The organism is Pseudomonas sp. BN415 (genome assembly GCF_029871195.1).
In the GTDB taxonomy this organism is placed as follows: Bacteria; Pseudomonadota; Gammaproteobacteria; order Pseudomonadales; family Pseudomonadaceae; genus Metapseudomonas; species Metapseudomonas resinovorans.
Map to the genome: position 1 here is coordinate 124,288 of NZ_SSOK01000052.1, position 24,007 is coordinate 148,294.

At 64.9% G+C, this 24,007-nt stretch carries 21 protein-coding genes; 3 read left to right on the forward strand and 18 right to left on the reverse strand.

From position 1 onward, the window contains the following. Window positions 1-89: 89 nt before the first annotated feature. The 4 genes from E8F20_RS13020 to E8F20_RS13035 all read right to left on the reverse strand — a co-directional run bounded on the left by E8F20_RS13020 (window position 90) and on the right by E8F20_RS13035 (window position 3,406). Window positions 90-524, reverse strand: coding sequence for a CBS domain-containing protein (locus E8F20_RS13020; RefSeq protein WP_280284078.1), 435 nt, complete (start codon window positions 522-524; stop codon window positions 90-92). A gap of 185 nt (window positions 525-709) precedes the next feature. Further along, on the reverse strand, window positions 710-2,140 hold the full coding sequence (gene creC / locus E8F20_RS13025; RefSeq protein ID WP_280284079.1) for a two-component system sensor histidine kinase CreC: 1,431 nt from the start codon (window positions 2,138-2,140) through the stop codon (window positions 710-712). Continuing rightward, window positions 2,140-2,826, reverse strand: a complete 687-nt coding sequence (gene creB, locus E8F20_RS13030) for a two-component system response regulator CreB (protein WP_280284080.1) — start codon at window positions 2,824-2,826, stop codon at window positions 2,140-2,142. Before creB ends, creC begins: the two co-directional genes overlap by 1 nt. A 67-nt stretch (window positions 2,827-2,893) precedes the next feature. Next, on the reverse strand, window positions 2,894-3,406 hold the full coding sequence (locus tag E8F20_RS13035; protein WP_280284081.1) for an ATP-dependent zinc protease: 513 nt from the start codon (window positions 3,404-3,406) through the stop codon (window positions 2,894-2,896). A 191-nt stretch (window positions 3,407-3,597) separates the two neighbouring features. Here E8F20_RS13035 and E8F20_RS13040 point away from each other — a divergent pair, with 191 nt between their 5' ends. Continuing rightward, window positions 3,598-4,491 carry an acyltransferase gene (locus tag E8F20_RS13040; protein WP_280284082.1) on the forward strand — a complete coding sequence of 298 codons (894 nt, stop codon included), beginning with the start codon at window positions 3,598-3,600 and terminating at the stop codon, window positions 4,489-4,491. A gap of 25 nt (window positions 4,492-4,516) precedes the next feature. Here the strand turns inward: E8F20_RS13040 and E8F20_RS13045 are convergent, their stop codons facing one another. Then, a complete protein-coding gene (locus E8F20_RS13045; RefSeq protein ID WP_280284083.1) occupies window positions 4,517-5,170 on the reverse strand; it encodes a DUF2780 domain-containing protein in 654 nt (217 codons plus the stop codon). 351 nt (window positions 5,171-5,521) lie between these two features. Here E8F20_RS13045 and E8F20_RS13050 point away from each other — a divergent pair, with 351 nt between their 5' ends. Then, window positions 5,522-5,644 (forward strand): hypothetical protein, encoded by a 123-nt coding sequence (locus E8F20_RS13050; RefSeq protein WP_280284084.1) that lies wholly within the window; start codon window positions 5,522-5,524, stop codon window positions 5,642-5,644. Between the two features lie 185 nt (window positions 5,645-5,829). Here the strand turns inward: E8F20_RS13050 and fdhA are convergent, their stop codons facing one another. The 7 genes from fdhA to glyA form a co-directional block, all read right to left on the reverse strand. After that, window positions 5,830-7,029, reverse strand: coding sequence for a formaldehyde dehydrogenase, glutathione-independent (gene fdhA, locus E8F20_RS13055; RefSeq protein WP_280284085.1), 1,200 nt, complete (start codon window positions 7,027-7,029; stop codon window positions 5,830-5,832). 205 nt (window positions 7,030-7,234) lie between these two features. Then, the gene (gene purU / locus E8F20_RS13060) at window positions 7,235-8,098 is read right to left on the reverse strand and encodes a formyltetrahydrofolate deformylase (protein ID WP_028631169.1); all 864 of its coding nucleotides are present in this window, start codon (window positions 8,096-8,098) and stop codon (window positions 7,235-7,237) included. A 61-nt stretch (window positions 8,099-8,159) separates the two neighbouring features. Further along, window positions 8,160-8,789: a sarcosine oxidase subunit gamma family protein gene (gene soxG / locus E8F20_RS13065; protein WP_280284086.1), complete on the reverse strand. Its 630-nt coding sequence runs from the start codon at window positions 8,787-8,789 to the stop codon at window positions 8,160-8,162. Beyond that, window positions 8,782-11,799, reverse strand: a complete 3,018-nt coding sequence (locus tag E8F20_RS13070) for a sarcosine oxidase subunit alpha (protein WP_280284087.1) — start codon at window positions 11,797-11,799, stop codon at window positions 8,782-8,784. The genes soxG and E8F20_RS13070 overlap by 8 nt, the downstream gene beginning before the upstream one ends. Next, window positions 11,796-12,122, reverse strand: coding sequence for a sarcosine oxidase subunit delta (locus E8F20_RS13075; protein WP_280284088.1), 327 nt, complete (start codon window positions 12,120-12,122; stop codon window positions 11,796-11,798). The genes E8F20_RS13070 and E8F20_RS13075 overlap by 4 nt, the downstream gene beginning before the upstream one ends. Before the next feature lie 11 nt (window positions 12,123-12,133). Then, window positions 12,134-13,384, reverse strand: a complete 1,251-nt coding sequence (locus E8F20_RS13080; RefSeq protein WP_280284089.1) for a sarcosine oxidase subunit beta — start codon at window positions 13,382-13,384, stop codon at window positions 12,134-12,136. Window positions 13,385-13,399: 15 nt separating this feature from the next. Next, window positions 13,400-14,653: a serine hydroxymethyltransferase gene (glyA, locus tag E8F20_RS13085; RefSeq protein ID WP_280284090.1), complete on the reverse strand. Its 1,254-nt coding sequence runs from the start codon at window positions 14,651-14,653 to the stop codon at window positions 13,400-13,402. Window positions 14,654-15,034: 381 nt separating this feature from the next. On the opposite strand from glyA, the gene E8F20_RS13090 reads away from it, so the two are divergent. Further along, window positions 15,035-16,054, forward strand: a complete 1,020-nt coding sequence (locus tag E8F20_RS13090) for a GlxA family transcriptional regulator (protein WP_280284091.1) — start codon at window positions 15,035-15,037, stop codon at window positions 16,052-16,054. 96 nt (window positions 16,055-16,150) lie between these two features. Here the strand turns inward: E8F20_RS13090 and E8F20_RS13095 are convergent, their stop codons facing one another. The 6 genes from E8F20_RS13095 to E8F20_RS13120 form a co-directional block, all read right to left on the reverse strand. Then, entirely contained in the window at window positions 16,151-17,545 is a 1,395-nt protein-coding gene (locus E8F20_RS13095) for a cytosine permease (RefSeq protein WP_280284092.1), read from the reverse strand. An 87-nt stretch (window positions 17,546-17,632) separates the two neighbouring features. After that, a complete protein-coding gene (locus tag E8F20_RS13100; protein WP_280284093.1) occupies window positions 17,633-18,415 on the reverse strand; it encodes a creatininase in 783 nt (260 codons plus the stop codon). A gap of 122 nt (window positions 18,416-18,537) precedes the next feature. Continuing rightward, window positions 18,538-19,881 carry an MFS transporter gene (locus E8F20_RS13105; protein WP_280284094.1) on the reverse strand — a complete coding sequence of 448 codons (1,344 nt, stop codon included), beginning with the start codon at window positions 19,879-19,881 and terminating at the stop codon, window positions 18,538-18,540. 295 nt (window positions 19,882-20,176) lie between these two features. After that, complete coding sequence (locus tag E8F20_RS13110; RefSeq protein WP_137823856.1) at window positions 20,177-21,388, reverse strand: M24 family metallopeptidase; 1,212 nt, start codon at window positions 21,386-21,388, stop codon at window positions 20,177-20,179. Window positions 21,389-21,832: 444 nt separating this feature from the next. Further along, complete coding sequence (locus E8F20_RS13115; protein WP_280284095.1) at window positions 21,833-22,627, reverse strand: helix-turn-helix domain-containing protein; 795 nt, start codon at window positions 22,625-22,627, stop codon at window positions 21,833-21,835. A 4-nt stretch (window positions 22,628-22,631) separates the two neighbouring features. Continuing rightward, window positions 22,632-24,007, reverse strand: a 1,376-nt coding sequence (locus E8F20_RS13120; protein WP_280284096.1) for an L-serine ammonia-lyase, incomplete at its 5' end; no start/stop codon positions are given.

A 24,007-nucleotide genomic window follows, 5' to 3' on the forward strand; every position in this document is an offset into this window, starting at 1 on the left:
CAGTTGCCCCTGCAAGGTCGAGGGAAGGACTGCGCCCTGCTTGGCGAATGAACTCGCCCCTACAAGGTGTCCGCGCCAGGCCGAATGAACTAAGCGCCGCGAATGTACTGCTCCAGATGCTGGATCAGGCTTTCCTGCTCCGCGGTGATGTCGCGCACCAGGTCGCGGATGGAGAGCAGGCCCACCAGCTTCCCGTCCTGCAGTACCGGCAGGTGGCGCAGGTTCTTCTCGGTCATCAGTTGCATGCAGTACTGGTTGCTGTCACGCGGGGTCACCACGAAAAGGTTGGAAGTCATCACCTCTTCGATGCTGGTGGCGTAGGCAGAGCGCTCCATGGCCGCGACGCGGCGTACGAAGTCACGCTCGGTGACGATACCTACCAATTCGCCGCCCTGCATCACCACCAACGCGCCGATGTCTTTGTCGGCCATCAGCAGGGCGGCCTCCAGCACAGTGGTGGTGGGATCGACGCTGAACAGCTGGGTGTGGGATTTGGCTCTGAGAATTTCGGCGACTGTTTTCATCTGGCAGCTCCTGAAGGGCCTGTGTTTCTTGTAGTCGAAGGTCGGCGCTGTGCATAAGAGCCGCATCAAGAATCAAGCCAAAACCTGGTTACAGGGTGATAACGCCCGCCGAAAGTGTGGGCGCCCCTTGGTCAATTTATAGCCGATAGCGGAAGCGGCTGACGCTGCTTGGCGGCGGCCGCGTGTCAATCCGCGACAGAGGGAAGTCGCAGGCAGGCCAAAACGCCGTTATCGATATTCCGCACCAGGAGTTCGCCGCCATGGAGTCCGGCGACTTCCTGCACGAAATTGAGGCCGAGACCAGTGCTCTTGCGCCCCGTTGCGGGGCGCGGCAGGGAATAGAACCGCTCGGTGAGCCGCGGCAAGGCGAACTCGGGGATGGGCTCGCCCTGGTTGAAAAACCGGAGTTCCAACGAGGCACCTTGTGGCGCCGCGTCCAGCCGCAGCAGGCCACCGGGCGGCGTGAAGTCAAGGGCATTGTCCAGCAGGTTGGCCAGCGCCTGGCTGATCAGGAAGCGCTCGCCCACCACGCACAATTCCGGTGCAATGAGGTTTTCAACCTTGAGCGCGGCCGCCTCGATGCGTGCCGCCTGGGCCTGCAACAGCGCGTCGACGAGATCGCGCAACGGCACCGGAACCCGCTCCTCCAGGCCCTGGCGCTGCTCCACCTGGGCCAGGTTGAGCAGGCGCTCGATCAGTTGCTGCAAGCGTGCGCCCTCGTTGCCGATGTTGGCCACGAAACGCTGCCGCTGCTCCACCGGCATCTCGCCTTCCAGCAACTCGGCGGCACCACGGATGGCAGCCAGGGGGCTCTTCAGTTCGTGTGTCAGCGTGTGTACGTATCGCTCGACGTACGCCTTGCCTTCCAGTTGGGTGCGCATGCGCTCCACCGCCGCCGCCAATTGCCGCAGCTCGCCGCCGCTCATGGCTGGCAGTTCTGCGCGCTGCCCCTCGCTCACGGCCTGGGCATAGTCGCGCAGGCGCCGCAGTGATCGGCTGAGCCACCAGGAGAGCAGCCCGCCCACCAGCAGGCCGAGGCCGATCAACCCGGCACCGAGCCAGGCCAGGCGCGTCTGCGAGCGCTCGATGTAGGGCTGCAGCGAGGCGTTGGGCTTGGCTACGGAGACGACACCGATGATCCGTTCGCCATCGCGAATCGGCGCCGCGACATACATGACTGACGAATCCGGGTCGTTCGGGTCCTCGCGGGAGGAGCGGGCGCCGTACTGGCCGCGCAGGGTCCGGTAGACGTCGTTCCAGCGCGAGTAGTCCTGACCCACGGCCGCGCCGGTAGAGTCGAGCAGCACGATGCCCTTGTCATCGGTGACGTAGATGCGGTGGTTCACCTGCGTCTTGCGCACGCCCCAGATGTCCGCCCCCGGCTGGCGCTGACCGTAGGCACGCAGCAGCTCGGGCAGACGGCCCCGGTTCAGCGTGCCGGCGCGCACCTCGTCTCGGAGGACTTCCGCCAGCAGGTTGGCCGTGTCCACCAGGGTCTCCTCGGTGGACTGGCGCACGCCGGGACGGATCTCGTCCATCACCGTGCTGAGCACGAACCAACTGGCCAGGCCGACGAAAAGGAAGTAGGCCAGGAAAATGCGAATGCCCAGCGGCATCAGGCGTGGTCCGGCGCGTAGCTGTAGCCCAGGCCGCGATGGGTCTGGATGGGTTCGGCAGCCGGCGCCACTTGGCGCAGCTTGGCGCGCAGGCTTTTTATGTGGCTATCGATATTGCGTTCGTAGCCGGCATCGGCGGATACGCCGAGGGCGTCCAGCAGCTGTTCACGGCTGAACACGCGCTCGGGCTGCTCCAGCAGGGTCTGGAGCAAGCGGAACTCGTGGCGGGTCAGCCCCAGGAGTTGGCCGTGGTAGTGGATGCGCACGCGCTCGCCGTCCACCCGGAAGGGGCCGTCGGCAACCAGTGCGGGGGTTGGGTCACGCGGCGCTGTGCGCTTGAGGATGGCGCGGACCCGCGCGGCCACTTCGCGAGGGCTGAAGGGCTTCACCACGTAGTCGTCGGCGCCGATCTCCAGCCCCACTACGCGGTCGATCTCGGCATTGCGCGCGGTAAGGAACAGCACCGGCACCTCGGAGAAGCGCCGCAGCGTCTTGCACAGCTCGAAGCCACTGGTATCCGGCAGCCCCACGTCGAGGATGACCAGGTCCACCGCCTGCTGGCGCAACAGTTCCAGCGCCGGGCCGCCGAGGCTCAGCCAGGTGGTGGCGTTGCCATCGGCTTCGAGGGCGTAGATCAGGGTGTCGGCGATGGCGGCTTCATCTTCGACGATGAGGATGTGCGGCATGGGCGTCCTGGCTCATGGAAATGCGCCGACGTTGCCCCATGCCACTTGCCCCGTCAATCCGTGCCAATCAGCACTGGGGCTTGCCGGCGGTGAACTTGCGCCCCGCGTAGATCGCGGCCTTGAATTCGCGCAGGGCCTTGGCGCCGATCAGCAGCGGGTAGTTGAAGCTGGAACGGTCGGTGAGGTTCACCTCTACCGTGCGCTTGACGCCACCCAGGCACATCTCCATGTCGACTACCGGGCGCTTGGAAATCTCCGCCGTGGGCGCTTCGTCTTCGTCGCCCAGTTCGTCGGCGCGGTTCTTGATCTTGCTGATCCGCGACAGGCGATGTTCGAACAGCGTGTCATCGGCGTCCTTGGTGGCCAGGCGGAAACGCACCCATTCCTCGCCGTCACGCTTGAAGCGCTCGATATCCCTGGCCGACAGGGACGCCGTGAGGGCGCCGGTGTCCATCTTGGCTTTCAGGGTCTGGCCGATTTCCGGCAGGCGCACATATTCGTAACGGCCGTAGAGTGTGGGTTCCTGGGCGGCGATAGCGGGTAATGCCACCAGCGCAAGCAGGGCAATCAGGGGTTTCAACGCAGCATCTCCTGGTTGAGGGGTACGGTTCTGGGACTGGCCGAAAGGGAAAATGGTTCGCCGTCGACGCGCCAGCGAGTGCCCGAAGCATACTCGCCCCCTTGCCGGTAGCAAGGCGCCCGACCGCTCGTCGCATTGGCGTCGACTGGTTATGATGGCGCGCACACCAGAGGACAAGGAGCCGAGGACTCATGCAGGTACTGTTGACCGGAATCGCCACCACCCTGCTGCTCTTGCTCAACACCCTGATCCTGATTGGCCCGATGCTGGCCATCGCCCTGCTCAAACTGATCCTGCCCGGCCAGGCCCTGCACGACGCCTGTTCCCGCGGGGTCATGTGGGTCGCCGAAGCCTGGGCCGAGAACTGCAAGCGCATCTTCGCCCTCCTCACGCCCACCCGCTGGGAGATCCGTGGCGGCGAAGGGCTGCGCAACGACACCTCCTACCTGGTCATCAGCAACCACCAGTCCTGGGTGGACATCCCCGCGTTGGTCCAGGCGTTCAACCGCAAGGCGCCCTACTTCAAGTTCTTCCTGAAGAAAGAGCTGATCTGGGTGCCCTTCCTCGGCCTGGCCTTCTGGGCCCTCGACTACCCCTTCATGAAGCGCTACAGCAAGGCCTTCCTCGACAAGCACCCGGAGATGAAAGGCAAAGACCTGGAAATCACCAAGGCTGCCTGCGAGAAGTTCAAGCGCATGCCGGTGACCGTGGTGAACTACCTCGAAGGCACCCGTTTCACCCCCGTCAAACACGCCAACCAGAACTCGCCCTACCAGCATCTGCTGAAACCCAAGGCCGGCGGCGTGGCCTTCGTCCTGGCGGCCCTGGGCGAGCAACTGGACGCCATCCTCGACGTTACCCTCGTCTATCCCGGCCAGGGCGTACCTGGCTTCTGGGCGCTGATTTCCGGCCAGGTGCCACGGGTGATCGTGGACATCCAGACCCGCGAACTGGACCCGGCACTGTGGCAGGGCGATTACGAGAACGACGGGGAATTCCGCCAGTACGTGCAGGCCTGGGTCAGCCGCCTCTGGCAGGAGAAGGACGCGCGCATCAGCCAACTGCGCGCGGAGCTGCAGGGGTAGGCGCGGGCGCCTGCCCCCTCTCGCATCAGGTGGACAGACCGCTAACCGGAACCGCCTGCCCGGCCGGGTTGACCGGGCTGGAGGGCACCGGAGGCGTGGTCCACTTCCACAGATTGCCGAGGCTCTGCAGCAGCGTGTCGGCCAGGCCCTGCTGGCCAAGGAAGGAGAGGATCAGCGGGGCGAACTGGCCGATCAGACCGCTATCCATCCCCAGGGAACCGAAAGCCTGGCTCACATCCGCCATGTTGTTCATAGGCTGGCCAGCGAGCACGCCGGCCTGGTTGCCGAGACCGCCACCCGCGATGCTGCCCGCCTGCTGACCCAGCAGACCACCGAGACTGCTGAGCAGGCCCTGGGTGTTGGGGTCGGTGAGCATGCCCACGCCCGGCACCGCCTGGTCCAGTTGGGCGAACTGGTCAGCCGGCAAGTTGTTGCGCGCCAGGCCGAACAGCGCTGCGGCGCCGCCAAGGGCCTGCTCCGGTGTGATCTGCAACTGGCCGCCCAACTGCTCCAACAACGCCGCAGATTCCGCCGGCTCGATCCCCGGCGCCTTGTGCTCCTGGCTACCCGCGCCGCTTGCGGCGGCAGCAGCGACGACATCGCCCAGGGAAACGGCGAACACCGGGCTGGCGGCCAGACTGAGCAGGACGGCCAGGGTCAGGCTTCGGGAAGTGTGCATAGGTCGACCTCAAGGAAGAATCCGTGCCGGAACACTGCGTACCGGCCGGTGAGCGGAGGCTCAACCCTATGACTGCGCAGGAGCGGGCCGTGTTCCCGGCGTTCTGTCGGGTAAGTTCTCCGCCCTCCCGAAGCGCGAGCACGCTTGGCCGCGCAAGCAATGAGCCAGCCTGAAATGACCGATTTCCTGGCCAATGCCCATGAACGAATCCCGCCTGGCCGAACTCGATGCCCAAGGTCGAACTCGCCCCGCGGGACCACAGGGCTGATATAGAGGCGCTGGAAGGGCTCGCCCACCAGTGCGACCCCGGCCACCCGGCTGGCGTTTTCCTGGCTGCAACAACTGCGCTTCGTGCCACCCTGGGCCACCGACCTGCGCCCTCTTGCGGCAGCGCTGGCATTCTCGGCCTTCGTCGGGCGGATCAAGCTGGACGTGGTGGACCTTGGGCGGTTCGTGGAGCTGGAAGAAGAATGACCGGCGGAACATCCCGTAGGATGGCGTAGAGCGAAGCGAAACCCATCTTTCGCGGTAGATGGATAGCACGCCGTCTCCCCTCATCCCCGGCTCCTCTGGCCACAAACAAAAAAAGGAGCCCGAAGGCTCCTTGAGGGACAGACGCCGCGGCTGTCACATCACGGCGTCGGGGGTCTTGCAGTCGATCACGCGGCGCTGAAGGTCTTGTGCGGGTCGATGACGAATTTCTTCGGCACGCCGGCATCGAACTCGCCGTAGCCACGCGGGGCGTCGTCCAGGCTGATGACCTGCACGCCGACCACTTCGGCGATGTTGATGCGGTCCCACATGATGGCCTGCATCAGCGCACGGTTGTACTTCATCACCGGGGTCTGACCCGTGTGGAAGCTGTGGGATTTCGCCCAGCCGAGGCCGAAGCGGATGCTCAGGCTGCCGATCTTGGCCGCGGCATCCACCGCGCCCGGGTCTTCGGTGACGTAGAGGCCGGGAATACCGATCTTGCCGGCCACGCGGGTGATCTGCATCAGCGAGTTGAGCACGGTGGCCGGGGCCTCGTGCTTGGCGCCTTCGTGACCATGGCCACGGGCTTCGAAGCCCACGCAGTCGATGGCGCAGTCCACTTCCGGCTCGCCCAGCAGCGCCGCGACCTGCTCGTGCAGCGGGGTGTCCAGCGACAGGTCGGCGATCTCGAACCCCTGGGCCTTGGCGTGGGCCAGACGGGCCGGGTTGAGGTCACCGACGATCACCACGGCGGCGCCGAGCAGGCGCGCCGAAGCGGCGGCGGCCAGGCCGACCGGGCCGGCACCGGCGACGTAGACGGTGCTGCCCGGGCCGACACCAGCGGTGACGGCGCCGTGGTAGCCGGTGGGCAGGATGTCGGAGAGGCAGGTCAGGTCACGGATTTTCTCCATGGCCTTGTCGCGGTCCGGCAGCTTCAGCAGGTTGAAGTCGGCGTACGGCACCAGCACGTATTCGGCCTGTCCGCCGGTCCAGTCGCCCATGTCGACATAGCCGTAGGCGCCGCCGGCGCGGGCCGGGTTGACGGTGAGGCAGACGCCGGTGTGCTGTTCCTTGCAGGAGCGGCAACGGCCGCACGCGACGTTGAAGGGTACGGAAACCAGATCGCCGATCTTCAGGTTCTCGACGTCGCTGCCCTTCTCGATCACCTCGCCGGTGATCTCATGGCCGAGCACCAGGCCGACCTGGGCGGTGGTGCGGCCGCGCACCATGTGCTGGTCCGAGCCGCAGATGTTGGTGGAGACAACTCTCAGGATGACCCCGTGTTCGATCTTCTTGCCACGCGGGTCCTGCATTTTGGGGTAGTCGATCTTCTGGACTTCGACCTTCCCCGAACCGAGATAAACGACACCACGATTACCAGACATGCGTAATTCTCCGTTGTTGTTGTGAATACAAAGGCGCGACCGACGGCCACGCGGCCTTGCACTGGAGCTTGCGTCTGTTGCCGGAAACCGCCGGTGAAACCTGGCAGGGCGGTTTCCTCAAGTAGGGTGGGCTTCAGCCCACCAATAGAACTTTACGTAGCGACTGGTGGACTGAAGCCCACCCTACAGCCGGGTAGCCACGTGATCAGGCGTTGAGCACCACCGTGCGGTTGGCGTTGAGGAACACGCGGCGTTCGATGTGGTAGCCCACGGCCTTGGCCAGGGTCAGGCACTCGATGTCGCGGCCCTTGGCGATCAGGTCTTCGGGGTAATGCGCGTGGTCCACCGCTTCGACCCCCTGGGCGATGATCGGGCCCTCGTCCAGGTCGTTGTTGATGTAGTGCGCCGTGGCCCCCACCAGCTTCACGCCCTTCTGGTACGCCTGGTGGTAGGGCTTGGCACCCTTGAAGCCTGGCAGCAGCGAGTGGTGGATGTTGATCGCCCAGCCATCGAGCCTTTTGCACAGTTCGGGCGACAGCACCTGCATGTAGCGGGCGAGGACTACCAGCTCGGCGCCGGTCTCCTCGATCACCTGCATCACACGGCGCTCCTGCGCGGGCTTGTCGTTGGGATCGAGGGGGAAATGGTGATAGGGAATCCCGTGCCAGCGCGCGAGCGGCTCCAGGTCTGGGTGGTTGGACACCACTGCGACCACATCCATGGCCAACTGGCCGATACGCTGGCGATAGAGCAGGTCGTTCAGGCAGTGGTCGGCCTTGGACACCATCAGCACCACCTTGGCGCGATAGCCCGGCGGCGTCAGCTCCACCTGCATGTCGAAGGGCGCCAGGCGCTCGGCCAGGCCAGCGCGGAACGACTGTTCGTCGAAGTCGTCCGGCTGGCGGAACTCGACCCGGATGAAGAAGCGCGAGGACAGCCGGTCATCGAAGGAATGGTGTTCGGTGACGTAGCAACGCTGCTCGAAGAGAAAGCGCGTCACCGCATCCACGGTACCGAGCACGCTCGGGCAGTGGGCGGTGAGAATCCAGGTATCGGGTGTGCGGCTCATATGCGGACTCCGATGTTTGTCTCCCCTCTCCCAAGGGGAGAGGGGATTTTCCGTTTTCCCGTCAGGCCTTCACCGCCAGTCCGAACTCAGCACTGGCATCTTGCAGCCAGAGCCAGAAGTAGTCGGAGAAGCTGCGGCGGATCAGCAGTTCCCAGGTGTCTTCGCCGGTATGGCGAATCACCAGAGAAGCCTTGGCAAAGGTGCTGCCCACGGCCTTGCCCACCGGGAAGTTGCTCGGGTGCACGTCGTAGGGGGTCGACTTCATCAGAACCTCGCGGGCTTTGGGCCCGGAGAGCTCGAGAATGGTCTGGCCGCCGCTGACGTTGACCACGGCGATGTGCTGGCCATCCAGCGCCTTGCGCAGACGCTGTTCGACCTCGAACTCCTGGCCGCTCGGCACGATCAGCAGCCACTCGTCCGGCCCCAGCCACTGCAGCGAGGTGTCGCCGCTGGCCACCAGGGTCAGGGCCACCGGCAGCTCCAGGCCCAGAGCGCTGTGCACGCCACCGGCGAAGGCCGGGTCCTTGGCGTCGCCACGGATCACCAGGTGACCGAGGAGCTTCTTCTCGCGCAGGGTCACCCCTGCGCTGCTCTTGCCTTTGCGCGCCAGCTCGTCGAGGCCGGCGTGGTACAGCGGCGATTCGGCATGGGCGGAGTCGGGGCGCTGCTTGTAGACGTTCACGTTAGACATTCTGGCGATCCCCTTTCGGGTCATAGAACACGGAGCTGCAGATTTCGGCTTCGATCACACTGCCATCGGCCAGCGGTGCGAACACGCGCTCGCCCATGCGCTTCAGGCCACCCTTGACCACAGCCATGGCGAAGGAATAACCCAGGGTCGCGCTCATGTAGCTGGAGGTGACGTGGCCGACCATCTTCATCGGGATGGATTGCTTGGGATCGAACACCAGCTGGGCGCCTTCCGGCAGCACCTTGTTCGGGTCGATGGGTTTGAGGCCCACCAGTTGCTTGCGGTCTTCGCGCAGGCAGTCCTCGCGGTTCATGCCGCGCCAGCCGATCCAGGAGAAGGCCTTGCTGCGGCCAACGCACCAGCCCATGTTCAGGTCGTCCGGGGTCACCGAGCCGTCGGTGTCCTGACCGATGATGATGAAGCCCTTCTCCGCCCGCAGCACGTGCATGGTTTCGGTGCCGTAGGGGGTCAGGTTGTACTTCTTGCCGGCCTCGACAATCTTCTCCCACACGCCCAGCGCGTAGTCGGCCTGCACGTTCACTTCGTAGGACAGCTCACCGGTGAAGGAGATACGGAACACCCGCGCCGGCACGCCACCGACCAGACCTTCCTTCCAGCTCATGAAGGGGAAGGCGTCCTTGTCCAGGTCGATGTCGGTGACCTCGGCCAGCAATTTGCGGCTGTTCGGGCCGGACAGGGTCATGGTGGCCCAGTGGTCGGTGACCGAGGTGAAGTACACCTTCAGTTCCGGCCATTCGGTCTGGTGGTAGATCTCCAGCCACTCCATCACACGGGCGGCGCCGCCGGTGGTGGTGGTCATGACGAAATGGTTCTCGCCGATGCAGGCGGTCACGCCGTCGTCGAAGACCATGCCGTCTTCCTTGCACATCAGGCCGTAGCGGGCCTTGCCCACATCCAGCTTGGTCCAGGCGTTGGTGTAGACACGGTTGAGGAACTCGCGCGCATCCGGGCCCTGGATGTCGATCTTGCCCAGGGTCGAGGCATCGAGGATGCCCACGCTGTCACGCACGGCCTTGCATTCGCGATCCACGGCGGCGTGCATGTCTTCGCCGCGCTTGGGGAAGTACCAGGGGCGTTTCCACTGTCCGACGTCCTCGAATTCCGCGCCCTGCTCCAGGTGCCAGCGATGCATGGCGGTGTAACGCTTGGGCTCGAACAGGTGGCCGCAGTGACGGCCCGCAACAGCGCCGAAGGTCACCGGGGTGTAGTTCGGGCGGAACATGGTGGTGCCCATCTCGGCGATGCTGATGCCCATCGAACGGGCGGCGATGGCCAGGCCGTTGATGTTGCCCAGCTTGCCCTGGTCGGTACCGAAGCCCAGCGCGGTGTAGCGCTTGACGTGTTCGACCGACTCGAAGCCCTCGCGGGTAGCCAGTTCGATGCCGGCGGAGGTGACGTCGTTCTGCAGGTCGACGAACTGCTTCGGCGCACGGGAGGTGGACTTGTCGTGCGGCACCTGGAACAGCGCCACGGTGGCCTCTTCCTTGCGCTTCTCGGTCTTCGGCAGGCTGCCTTCGACCACTTTGAAGCCCGCCTCGGCACCCGCCTTGGCACCGGCTTCGAAGCCATCGGCCAGCGCATCGCCCAGGCCGAACACGCCATTCACGGCACCAGCGCAGTAACGCTTCTGGAAGCCTTCGCCGGGTACGAATGCGAGGATGTCTTCACGCCAGGTCGGCTTGCCGCCCAGGTGGGAGGCCAGGTGCACCACCGGGCTGTAGCCGCCGGAGCTGACGATCAGGTCGCAGTCCACCACTTCGCCGGGGCTGGTGACCTTGTGGCCTTTCAGGTCGATGGCGCAGATGCGGGCACCGGTGACACGCTTGCTGCCACGGGCCTCGACCACGGCGCTGCCGGTGAGGATGCGCACGCCACGGGCACGGGCTTCTTCCACCCAGGCACCGCGCGGGTTGCTGCGGGCATCAGCCACGGCCACCACTTGCTGACCGGCATCGAGCCAATCCAGCACCACGCGGTAGGCGTAGTCGTTGTTGGTGGACAGCACCAGCTGACGGCCAGGGGCCACGCCGTAGCGGTTCACATAGGTGGAGACGGAGCCGGCGAGCATGTTGCCCGGCACGTCGTTGTTCGAATACACCAGCGGACGCTCGTGGGCGCCGGCGGCCAGCACCACGCGCTTGGCACGGACGCGATGCACGCGATGACGGGCCTGCCCATGGGGCGCGACCTCGCCCAGGTGGTCGGTCAGGCGCTGGTGGATGGTGAGGAAGTTGTGGTCGTGATAGCCGTTCACCGTGGCGCGCGACAACAGGGTCACTTCCGGCAGTGTCTCCAGCTCGGCGATGACCTTGGCCACCCACTCGGCCGCGGGCTTGCCGTCCAGGGTCTCGCGGGTGTCCAGCAGGCTGCCGCCGAACTCTTCCTGCTCGTCCGCCAGGATCACGCGGGCACCGCTGCGGCCAGCGGCCAGGGCAGCAGCCAGGCCAGCCGGGCCGGCGCCGACCACCAGCACGTCGCAGTACTGGTTCATGTGGTCATAGATGTCAGGGTCGACTTCGAGCGGCGCACGACCGAGGCCGGCGGCCTTGCGGATGTACTTCTCGTAGGTCAGCCACAGGTTTTGCGGGTACATGAAGGTCTTGTAGTAGAACCCGGGCGGCATCATGCCGCCGCCGACCTTGCCGAGGATGCCCATCACGTCGTTGTTCACGTTCGGCCAGCCGTTGGTGCTGCTGGCCACCAGGCCGGCATACAGGGCCTGCTGGGTGGCGCGCACGTTCGGCACCTGGGAACTCTCGGTAGAACCGATCTGCAACACGGCATTGGGTTCTTCCGCACCGGCAGCGACGATGCCGCGCGGACGGGAGTACTTGAAGCTGCGGCCGATGATATCGACGCCGTTGGCCAGCAGGGCGGCGGCCAGAGTGTCGCCGGAGAAGCCCTGGTAGTTCTGGCCGTTGAAGGTGAAGGTCAGCGGTTGGCTGCGATCGACGCGGCCACCCTTGGGAAGGCGGTTGACCTGGCTCATGCCGTTACTCCTGCGGTCGCGGCTTTCTTGTCGCCGACGTTGGCCTCGGTGACAGTGGGCTTCTCACCGATCTTGTAGGTTTCGAGGATCTCGTAGCTCACGGTGTGGCGCGTGGCGTTGAAGTACTTGCGGCAGCCGGCGGCGTGCACCCACAGCTCGTGGTGAATGCCGCGCGGGTTGTCGCGGAAGAAGATGTAGTCGCCCCACTCCTCGTCGGTGCAGCCGTTGGGGTCCAGGGGGCGCGGGATGTGCGCCTGGCCCTTGGCGTGGAATTCCTCTTCGGAGCGCAGTTCGCCACAGTAGGGGCAGAAAATGTGCAGCATGGCGATTCTCCTTAGTGAGCCACGGCAGCGGCGCCGTGCTCGTCGATCAGTGCGCCGGTATGGAAACGGTCGATGGAGAAGGGCTTGGCCAGCGGGTGCATCTCGCCACGCGCCAGGCTCGCCGCGAAGACGTGGCCCGAACCCGGGGTGGCCTTGAAGCCGCCGGTACCCCAGCCGCAGTTGAAGAACAGGTTCTTCACCGGGGTCTTGGAAATGATCGGGCAGGCGTCCGGAGTGGTATCCACGATGCCGCCCCACTGACGGTTCATGCGCACGCGGGAGAGGATCGGGAACATCTCCACGATGGCCTGCAAGGTGTGCTCGATGGTCCCGTAGGAACCGCGCTGGCCGTAGCCGTTGTAGCCGTCGATACCGGCGCCGATCACCAGGTCGCCCTTGTCGGACTGGCTGATGTAGCCGTGCACGGCGTTGGACATGATCACGCTGTGGATGACCGGCTTGATCGGCTCGGACACCAGGGCCTGCAGCGGGTGGGATTCCAGCGGCAGGCGGAAACCGGCCTGCTTGGCCATGTGCCCGGAGTTGCCGGCGGTGACCACGCCGACGCGCTTGGCACCGATGAAGCCGCGATTGGTTTCCACGCCGATCACCGCGCCATCCTGCTTGCGGAAGCCGAGTACTTCGGTGTTCTGCAAGAGGTCGACACCCAGGGCGTCGGCGGCACGGGCGTAGCCCCAGGCCACGGCATCGTGACGGGCCACGCCGCCGCGACGCTGAACGGTGGAGCCCATGATCGGGTAGCGGGTGTTCTTGCTGCAGTCGAGGAAGGGAATCTCCTCGGCCACCTGGCGGGCGTCCAGCAGTTCGCCGTCGACGCCGTTCAGGCGGTTGGCGTTGACCCGGCGAGCCGAGTCACGCATGTCCTGCAGGGTGTGGCAGAGGTTGTAGACGCCGCGCTGGGAGAACATCACGTTGTAGTTCAGGTCCTGGGACAGGCCTTCCCACAGTTTCATGGCGTGCTCGTACAGTTGCGCGGACTCGTCCCACAGGTAGTTGGAGCGGACGATGGTGGTGTTGCGCGCGGTGTTGCCGCCGCCCAGCCAGCCTTTCTCCACCACCGCGACGTTCTTCACGCCGAATTCCTTTGCCAGGTAGTAGGCGGTCGCCAGGCCATGGCCGCCACCGCCAACGATGATCACGTCATAGACCGGCTTCGGCGTCGGGTTGCGCCACATGCGTTGCCAGTTTTCGTGGTGGCTCAGGGAGTGCTTGAACAGGCCGAAGCCGGAATAACGTTGCATGTTCGGACTCCTGGATCAGCGGTAGACGGGGAAGTCGGCGCAGAGGCCGGCGACCTGTTTGGCCACCTGGGCTTCGACGTCGGCATCGCCGAGGTGGTCGAGGATGTCGCAGATCCAGCCAGCCAGCTCGATGCTCTGCGTTTCCTTGAAACCACGGCTGGTGATGGCCGGGGTACCGATACGCACGCCCGAGGTCACGAAAGGCGACTGCGGGTCATTCGGCACGGCGTTCTTGTTCACGGTGATACCGGCGCGACCGAGGGCAGCGTCTGCCTCTTTGCCGGTCTTGCCCTGCTTGATCAGGCTGACCAGGAACAGGTGGTTGTCGGTGCCGCCGGAGACCACGTCGTAGCCGCGATCGATGAACACCTTGGCCATGGCCTTGGCGTTCTTGATGACCTGGGCCTGGTAATCCTTGAAGCCGGGCTCCAGCGCTTCCTTGAAGCACACCGCCTTGGCGGCGATCACGTGCATCAGCGGGCCACCCTGGGCGCCGGGGAACACGGCGGAGTTCAGCTTCTTCTCGATCTCTTCGTTGGACTTGGCCAGGATCAGGCCACCACGCGGACCGCGCAGGGTCTTGTGGGTGGTGGTGGTGACCACGTCAGCGTAGGGCAGCGGGTTCGGGTACAGGCCGGCGGCCACCAGGCCAGCGACGTGGGCCATGTCGACGAACAGCAGTGCACCGACCTTGTCGGCGATGGCGCGGAAGCGCGGGAAGTCGAGGGTCTTGGAGTAGGCGGAGAAGCCGGCGACGATCATCTTCGGCTTGTGCTCAACGGCCAGGCGCTCGACTTCGTCGTAATCGATCAGACCGGTGGCGGTGTCCAGGCCGTACTGCACGGCGTTGTAGAGCTTGCCGGAGGACGACACCTTGGCGCCGTGGGTCAGGTGGCCGCCATGGGCCAGGCTCATGCCGAGGATGGTGTCACCGGCGTTCAACAGGGCCAGGTAGACGGCGCTATTGGCTTGGGAGCCGGAGTGCGGCTGGACGTTGGCGTAATCGGCACCGAACAGTTGCTTGGCGCGGTCGATGGCCAGCTGCTCGACCTTGTCGACGAACTCGCAGCCACCGTAGTAGCGCTTGCCCGGGTAGCCTTCGGCGTACTTGTTGGTCAGGCCGCTGCCCTGGGCCTCCATCACGCGCTTGCTGGTGTAGTTCTCCGAGGCGATCAGCTCGATGTGGTCTTCCTGACGGTGCTCTTCTTCCTGCATCGCGCTGAACAGTTCGTCGTCGTAACCCTGGATCTGGTCTTGCTTGCTGAACATCGATGATCTCCTGCGACAACCTGCTGTCGTCTCTGTTGTTTTGGGGGCTCTGCACCGACCGCTTAAATCCTGTCGGTACCTACCTGTTGCGGCCGATTGTGCGAAATAGCCCGACACCCCGTTTGCCTGTTTGCGACGTGTAAATGCCCAAACCTACCCAGGCAGAGAAGTAAAACCGTTCGATTACCGGAGACCGCTTCGCTGGCCCCCCGGATTTCGCGCCGGACGCCGCTGATGCCGGGTTGGAATGGGTGTAAGCTGGACCCCGGCGCAGGCCCGCTCCCGCGCTGCAGAACAATAAAAAGACAGAGCTGCATTTCGACGTCTGCCTCACCCACCTATACCCAAAAACGACAGTCGAAGCAGTGGAGGAAGAACCAGATGGCTGTTGCGAACCTTGCGGCGCCGCCCGTCGACGAAACATCAGGCCAACCCCGGCCGGCCGGGGTGAAGACCTTCGGCTTCCTGTTGATCCCCAACTTCACCACCATCGGCTTCGCCTCGGCGATCGAGACCCTGCGCATGGCCAACCTGGCCGCCAAGCGCAGCCTGTTCCGCACCCTGCTGATCGCCGCCGACCATGAGCCGGTTCAGGCCAGCAACGGCATGCGCGTGGTCCCCGATCACAGCCTCGACGACGCCCCCGAGCTGGACGCCCTGTTCGTCGTCGGTTCCAACCCCATGCCTCTGCGCTACGACCGCCGCCTGCTGCACTGGGTGCGCAAGCTGGCCCAGCACGACGTACCGCTGGGCGGCATCTGCACCGGCAGTCACCTGCTGGCCAGTGCCGAGCTGCTCAAGGGCTACCGCTGCACCATGCACTGGGAAGACATCGAACAGGTGAAGGACAAGTTCCCCGGCATCATCATCTCCAACCAGCTGTTCGAGCTGGACCGCGACCGCTACACCTGTTCCGGCGGCACCGCCTCCATGGACATGACGCTGCAACTGATCGCCCGCGAACCCGGCGGCGTGGAGATCGCCACCCGCGCCGCCGAGCTGCTGCTCTGCGACCGCATGCGCGGCGCCCGTGAGCAGCAGCGTGTTCCCCTGCGGCAGAAGCTCGGCCATGCTCAGCCGAAGCTGAGCCAGATCGTCGCGATCATGGAAGCCAATCTGGAAGAACCGCTTGAGCTGGAAGAACTGGCGCAGCTCAACGAAGTGTCGGTACGCCAGCTGGAACGGCTTTTCCACAAGTACCTGGACCGCACGCCCAGCCAGTACTACCTGGAACTGCGCCTCAACCGCGCCCGCGATTTACTGCTGCGCAGCGAGTCCCAGGTCCGCGACATCGCCATGGCTTGCGGTTTCGCCTCGCCGGCGCACTTCTCCAAGTGCTACAGCCGCTTCTTCGGCCACTCGCCGCGTGGCGAGCGCAAGCAGAGTCCCTTGCACTCCTGATGGGCGCCCCTGCAAGGGAGCCGCCTTGAACCTCGCCGAAAACAAAAACGCCGCCCTCCTCTTGGGGGCGGCGTTGCCATTTCCGTACCTCGCGTGTCAGGCGTCCTGCTCAACACCTCCGCTCAGGGCCACTGCCGGCTTCTTTGCCAACAGCCAGTAGGCCAGCCCTGATACCAGGATGGCGGGGAAGCTCGCGGTGATCTGCTCGGCTATGTCCTTGAACACATGGGCCAACACGAAGTACACCGCAAAGCCCAGCACCAACGCGGCGATACCCGCGGGGTTCCAGCCATTGCTGCCGTAATAGGTGCCGCCGGCTTCGGCAAAGAGGTCGCGGTCGCTGATGCGCTTGCCGCGCACGCAGAAGTAGTCGACCAGGATGATGGTCCAGAGCGGGATGAACAGGCCGCCGATGACGCCGAGGAAGGTCTCGAAGTAATGCAGGAAGGAGTCGAAGGCCATGGGCACGAAGCACAGCGCCAGCTGCAGCACAACGATGATCGCCAGGGCCTTTTTCGGGGTCAGGCTCTTGAACGCTCCCAGCAGCCCCATGCCGGAGCCGTAGAGCACGGTGACGTTGGTGCTGACGGTGGCGAAAATCAGCACCAGGAAGGACACCAGGCCCAGCCCCAAGGTAGCCAGGGTGGAGCTGGGGTCGGAGTTGTTGGGGTCGATGCTGCCGGTTTGCAGTGCCACCCCGATGGTGCCGATGGCGCCGATCAGCATGAACCAGCCCTGCCCTACGTTGAGCCCCAGCCAGCTGCCCACGGTGGCCGCCTTGCCGGTCTTGGCGAAGCGGGAGAAGTCAGCCACCTGGGCCCAGGTCCAAGAGAAACCGAAGGCCAGGTCGATGTAGAAGGCTACCGAGTGGGCCGGATTCGCCACCTTGAACGCCATCAGCTCACCCAGGTCCCACTGCGACAGCACGATGTAGCTGACCCAGACACCCAGCACCAGCAGCAGCACGCCGGCCACGCGCTCCAGATAGCGAATCGCCTCATGGCCGAGGAAGGTGATGACACCCTGCGCCACGGCGGTCAGCAGAATGCCGAGCACCATCGGTCCCGCCGAGCCGGGCTGGCCGAAGGTCGGCCAGCCGAACGCCGCACCGAACACGTGGGTGAGGGAAATGGCGGCAATGAAGCTATTCACGCTGGGCCAGCCGATCAGCACCAGGAACTGGGCCACGCCGGTCAGGCGCGACCCTTTGGTACCCAGGGCAGGACGGGCCACCACGGCCGTACTGGCACCGTAGCGGTAGCCGATATAGGCCACTGCCGCCCAGGGAATCATCATCAGTGGCAGCCAGAGAATGCTGTACTGCAGGACGAAGACCATGCCCAGTGAGGCGGCCATGCCGCCGAAGAACCAGGAACCGGTGTTGATGCCGGAACCGAACCAGGTCCACACGGTGTCGCCGAAGCCGTAGCTACGCTCCTCCGGTTTGACCTGATTGAGCCCGTACTCTTTGTGCGCGTCTGAATTCGACATAGCTGAAACTTCCTCGCGAACCGCCGCAGCGGTCACTTGTTGTAGTTGTGAAGTCGCTTGTTCTGTTCGGGTTGACGCAATGCCTGGTCAGGTGGGCGGGAACTCCTCGCGGATAGCGTCGGCGATGCCCTGGACACAGACCTCCAGGATCAACTCGCCCTTCTCCCGGCTGGCCGTCTTCGCCGACGACAGGGTTCCCGGCGCCGGCGTGCGGGCCGGGTCCACCGGAAACACGTCATAGGGCGGGAAGGTCGCAGGCGGGTGATCGACGACGCGGTCCAGGTCCACAAGTTCCGGGTAGAGGGCGAGCATCAGCGAGGTCTCGAAGACGCCACCGTGCTCGATGTCCCAACCGAGGAACCCCTCGGGATAGAGGCGCTGGATCACCGCCGGGTCCTTGACGAAATCCCAGTAGGAGAGCACCACCACCTTGAAGTCGTGGATGCCGGCATAGCGCAACTCGCGCAGGGCGAGGTCGATGCCTTCGACGATGAACATGGAGTTCTCGTAGTGGCCGTTCATCAGCACCAGCCGGCGCGCACCGTGGCGGGCCAGCTCGCGGATGATGTCCTGCACCGTACCGGTCAACGTGGCACCGTCCAGGCTGGTGGTTCCGGGGAAGTGATTGCCGCCGCCGGACTTCTGCTGGGACTTGTAGCCGTACTGCAGGCCCGGCAGGACCAGCGCGCCGGTACGCTCGGCAACCCGTTGGCACACCGCCGTGGGCAGCAGCACATCCACGTTCATGCACATGTGATGGCCGTGCTGCTCCAGGGCGCCGACCGGCAGCATCAGCACACAGTCGCCGCCTGCGACACGCGCCTCGTACTCCTTCCAGGTCAGCTCACCTACGAAAACACTCTTGCTCATCGAAATACTCCAGGGATTCTCGGCGCCAGACGGACTTCCGCTAATGGCATTGCATCAGAAGTGCGTGGGCGACTTTTGTACGTATCCGACCCGAAGTTGGCAGGATCGCCAGGGGCCAGCCGTCAGTCGTCCGCCAGGGCCTTATGCGCCGTCTCGCGGATGGTCAACATCGCCAGCAGCGCCACAGCCGCCGCGCCCACCAGCATCCAGGCCGGCGCCATCTTGTCGCCGGTCTGGCTGATCAACCAGGTGGCGATGAACGGCGCGGTGCCGCCGAACAGGGCGTTAGCGGTGTTGAAGCTGAAGGCGAAGCCGCTGTAGCGCACCCGCGTCGGGAACACCTCCGCGAGGAAGCACGGCAGGGTGCCGTCGTTCATCGCCAGCATCAGGCCGAAGGCGATCTGGATCAGCAGGATGAAGGCAAAGCCCTGCCCTTCCAGCAGGCCGAACAGCGGCAGCGTGAGGGCGAGGAACAGCAGCGACGCGGCAATCAGCATGGTCTTGCGGCCGAAGCGATCGGACAGCTTGCCCATCAGGAAGATGAACCCGATGTAGGTCGCCAGCGACACGGTGGAAGCCAGGAAGGAATCAGTCTCGGTCATGCCCATCTCGGTGGAGAGGTAGGTCGGCATGTAGCTGAGGATCAGGTAGAAGGCCACCGCGTTGAGGCAGGTGACGCCGATGGCCACCAGCACTTTCTTGCGGTGCATGCCGAGGAGTTCGCGGATCGGCACCTTGTGCTCGGTTTCCTTCTTCGCCATCGCCTGTTCCATCTCGCGGAACTTGGGCGTGTCCTGCAGGTGCAGGCGGATGTAGCGGCCGATCAGCCCGAGGGGGGCCGCCAGCAGGAAGGGAATGCGCCACCCCCAACTGTGCAGTTGCTCGGTGTCCAGCTGCGAATAGAGCAGTGCCGCGAACAGCGAACCGAACAGCAGCCCTGCCGCGGTACTGGCCGGCACCAGGCTGGTGTAGAAGCCACGTTTGTTGTCCGGTGCGTACTCGGCGAGGAAGGCCGCCGCGCCCGCGTATTCCCCGGAAGCGGAGAAGCCCTGCACCAGGCGAATCAGCAACAGCAGCAAAGGCGCGAGCATGCCCACCTGGGCGTAGGTCGGTAGCAGCGCAATGCAGAAGGTGGCGCCAGACATGATGAGGATGGACAGGGACAGGGCGTTACGCCGGCCGTAACGGTCGCCGATGTGGCCCCAGACGATGCCGCCGATGGGGCGGATGATGAAGGAGATGGCAAACACCGCGAAGGCCGCCAGCAAGCCGGTGGTCTTGTCGGTGGCGGGGAAGAACACGACGGCGATCACCGCTGCCAGATAGCCATAGGCGGCGTAGTCGAACCACTCGACGAAGTTGCCCATGAAGCTGGCCGTCGCCGCGCGGCGGAGCGTGCTGCGCTCGCTGCTGGACATTGGGCTCGCGGCCTGGCCGTAGGCCAGGGACTGGTTGGATGTGCTCATCGGACACCCCCTTCACACGGGAGGTGCACCTGTAAGCCTGGAGTATGGACGGGAGCGCCCCGACCGCTGTTGAAAGACACACTGTCGGCCGCTCCCCGAAGGAGCGTTCCTGCAATAAACCTGACCATCGCCTGTACCTCTATTGTTATGTCGTGCTAGTTCGGCAGCGGTTAGTCAAAAGGCGGCGCGTGCGCAGGGTCTGGACCCTGTGAATGCCGCGCGTCGATTCTTGTTGTGGTGGTGCGTGAAACCGGGGCCCGCGCAGGAGGTCGGCTCTGCGCGGGCGTGGACGGGGTCATTTGCGGATGATGTTTTTCTCCGGCCCGTAGGGGAATTTAGTGATGTTCTCGGCACCGTCCGCGTTGACGATCAGGATGTCGTGCTCGCGGTAACCGCCAGCGCCCGGCAGGCCTTCCGGCAGCATGATCATCGGTTCCATGGACACCACCATGCCCGGCTCCAGAACCGTGTCGATGTCCTCGCGCAGCTCCAGGCCAGCTTCGCGGCCGTAGTAGTGGCTGAGCGTGCCGAAGGAGTGGCCGTAGCCGAAGGTGCGGTACTGCAGCACGTCGTGCTTGAGGAAGATCTCGTTCAGCTCGCGGGCGATGTCGCTGCAGCGCGCACCGGGCTTGATCAGCTTGAGGCCGGCCTCGTGCACCTCGACGTTGACCTGCCACAGGCGCAGGTGGTCGTCGGAGCAATGGTCGAGGAACAGGGTGCGCTCCAGGGCGGTGTAGTAGCCGGCGATCATCGGGAAGCAGTTGAGGCTGAGGATGTCGCCCTTGTTCACCTTGCGGGTGGTCACCGGGTTGTGCGCGCCGTCGGTGTTGATGCCGGACTGGAACCAGGTCCAGGTGTCCATCAGCTCCACGTCGTCGAAGGTGTCGGCGATGGCGCGAACCATGGCCTGGGTGGCATGCAGCGCCACTTCGTATTCCGGCACCTGGTCACGCAGGGCTTCCACCACCGCCGCGCCACCGATGTCGGCGATGCGCGCACCATGGCGGATCATCACATGCTCTTCGGCGGACTTGATCATGCGCATGCGCATGCAGGCGGCTGCCACATCCACCAGCTCGGCTTCGGGGTAGCGGGCGGCCAGCTTGTCGCGGTTCAGAAGGTTCAGGTGATCGTGCTCGATACCGATGCGGCGTGCTTTCGGTAGGGCCTGCTGGATGGCGACGAAGTAGTTATCGCGCTGCCAGTCGGTGTAGACGATGTTGTCGGTGCCGACGGTGCGGCGCCACGGCTGGCCGCCGTCGATGTTGGCGCTGATGCTGATGACATCGTCCTGGGTCACCACCAGGGCGTAGGGACGACCGAAGGAGCAATAGAGGAAGTCGGAGTAGTAGTTGATGTTGTGATACGACGTGAAGATCGCGGCGTCGATGTTCTCCGCCGCCAGGTGCGCGCGCAGTTTGGCTTGGCGGCTGGCGTATTCCTGGGCGGAGAAGGTGGAGCGAACCTTGTCGCCGTTACGGATGCGGAGCGTCTTGGGCATTTGCATGGCGGTGAACCCTTGTTGTTATCCACTGACTCGACACACCGGATTGGTGGGCCGTTGGACAGCATTGCAACAGAAGCAACCGGCCACTTTTTGTACGAATCCGACCCCAAGTTGGTCAGATCCGCTGGGGTGAACATGAAAGCCCGAGAGTCGCTCAGCCACCCTCACCCCAACCCTCTCCCAGAGGGAGAGGGTTGGGGTGAGGGAAGGTGGGCTGAATCGGACCTCTACGGCCGGCACGGGTTGCTCTTCTGTGGGGGCGAATTCATTCGCTGAGCAGGCCGAAGGTCTGCCCAAGAAGTTGGCCGGGGCAGCTGCGCTGCCCATTGCGAATGAATTCGCCCCCACAAGAGAAAGGGAAAGGTCAAACACCGTGCCCACCAAAAAAACAGGCCCGAACCATGCTGCCAGGCACGGGCGGGCCCGAAGTGGTGCCAAGGGTGCTCAGTGCATCGCGGCGCGGCAGAGCTGCGGCTTGTCCAGCCGTTCGTTGCTGGGCGGAATGCCGAAGTGCTCGCGGTAGCACTTGGAGAAATTCTGCGCGGAGAGGAAGCCGCAACCGAAGGCCACCTGCACCACCGGCAGGGCGGTCTGTCGCAGCAGTTGGCGGGCACGCAGCAGGCGCAGCTTGAGGTAGTAGCGTGATGGCGAGCAGCACAGGTACTTCTGGAACAGCCTTTCCAGTTGGCGCCGCGACAGCTCGATGAAGCTGGCCAAGTCATCCAGGTCGATGGGCTCTTCCAGGTTGGCCTCCATCAGCGCGATCACTTCCTGCAACTTGGGCTGCGCGCTGGCGAGGGCATCGCGCAGGGTCAGCCGGCTGGCCCAGGCCGGGATGCTTTCATCGTCCTGAAGCAGACCGGCCTCGGCCAGCACAGCGCGGGCAGACTCCAGTGCGCCCAGCTTCACGCCGAGGGCGGACAGGTCGCGGAGTTGCGCGAGCAATCCGGCGTCGGCGAGTGGCGCGCCGTCGCCGCCACAGAGAATCAGGGCGTCCAGTTCACGCGCTTCGGCGAGGCTGCCTTCTGGCGTCAGTTGCATGCCGTTGTCAGCGCGCACCGGGGTGCCGTCGCACGTCAGGGTGCACCAGTGATAGAGGACCGTTCCGGATAGCTGGTTGGCCAGGCGCAGCGGCTCGAGGGCGCCGGCCAGTGCGATCAGGCTGAAGTCATCCAACAGCAGGAAGCCGATGGATTCGAAGCGGGTTTCAGGCTTGCGCAGGCCTTGATAGGCGCTCATGGCATCAGCACTCCACGGCGCTCACGGCCAGACCGCCGCGGGAGGTTTCCTTGTACTTGTCGTGCATGTCGGCGCCGGTGTCGCGCATGGTGCGGATCACCCGGTCCAGCGAGATGAAGTGCTCGCCGTCGCCGCGCAGTGCCATCTGCGCCGCGTTGATCGCCTTCACCGCAGCAATCGCGTTGCGCTCGATGCACGGCACCTGCACCAGCCCGCCCACCGGGTCGCAGGTCAGCCCCAGGTTGTGCTCCAGACCGATCTCCGCCGCGTTCTCCAGCTGCGCCGGCGTCGCTCCCAGCACTTCCGCCAGGCCCGCCGCCGCCATCGCGCACGCCGAACCGACTTCACCCTGGCAACCGACTTCGGCACCGGAGATCGAGGCGTTCTTCTTGCACAGGATGCCGACGGCCGCCGCCCCGAGGAAGAAGTTCACCACGTCGTCTTCGCTGGCCTCGGGGTTGAAGCGCATGTAGTAGTGCAGCACCGCCGGGATGATCCCCGCCGCACCGTTGGTAGGCGCGGTGACCATGCGCCCGCCGGCGGCGTTTTCCTCGTTCACCGCCAGGGCGTAGAGGTTCACCCATTCCATCGCGCTCATGGTCGAGCCGATGACGTTGGGCTTGCCCAGCTCCTGCAGGCTGCGGTGCAGCTTGGCGGCGCGCCGGCGCACGTTCAGCCCGCCGGGCAGGATGCCTTCGTGGCCGAGGCCGTTGGTCACGCATTCCTGCATGGCGTCCCAGAGCTTCAGCAGCCCGGCGCGAATCTCCGCTTCGCTGCGCCAGGCCTTTTCGTTGGCCAGCATCAGTTCGGCAATGCGCAGGTTGTGCCGCTGGCACAGCTCCAGCAGTTCTTCGGCGCTGGAGAAGTCGTAGGGCAGTTCGGTGTGGTCCTGGTCCAGTTGCCCAGACTTGGCCTGGGCTTCGTCGACCACGAAACCGCCACCGATGGAGTAGTAGGTGTCGCGGTGCAGTTCACCGCCTTCGCCTTCGACGATCAGGGTCATGGCGTTGGGATGGTAGGGCAGGTTCTCGTCCAGCAGCAGCAGGTCGCGCGACCAGTCGAAGACCACCGGGTGGCTGCCGTCCAGCAGCAGTTCGCGGGACGCCTGCAGCGCTTCGATGCGCGGGGCGATCTGCTTGGGGTCGACGCGGTCCGGCCATTCGCCCATCAGCCCCACCAGGGTGGCGCGGTCGGTGCCGTGGCCAACGCCGGTGGCCGACAGCGAGCCATACAGGCGCACCTCGACCCGTCGCACCTGCTCCAGCAGGCCGCGCTCGCGCAGCGCCGTGGCGAACAGCGCCGCCGCCCGCATCGGGCCCACGGTGTGCGAGCTGGAAGGGCCGATACCGATCTTGAACAGGTCGAACACGCTGATAGCCA